The organism is Micrococcus sp. LASM2_SD2 (assembly GCF_057364565.1).
In genome coordinates this window covers 1-201 of the sequence record NZ_JBNFOB010000524.1, presented here as the reverse complement: position 1 = coordinate 201, position 201 = coordinate 1, and the positions used below count along the sequence as shown (strand labels likewise).

At 66.7% G+C, this 201-nt stretch carries 1 protein-coding gene; it reads right to left on the bottom strand.

Annotated features, from left to right (window positions below):
* The coding region (locus AC2W7A_RS13410; protein ID WP_485991781.1) for a DDE-type integrase/transposase/recombinase at positions 1 to 201 on the bottom strand (201 nt) is incomplete at both ends.

Below are 201 nucleotides of genomic sequence, written 5' to 3'. Positions count from 1 at the left end.
CCAGGGCGAGCAACGGCAGCCCCGCGGTATGAAGGCTGCCCGAGACCGCCCATCCCACGATGCGCCGGGAGTAGACGTCGGTGATGAAAGCGACGTAGCAGAACCCTGAGATCGTGCGCACGTAGGTGATGTCAGCGACCCAGAGCCGGTGTGGGCGCTCGGCAGTGAAGCGGCGCTCGACCAGGTCAGGACGAGCATCCG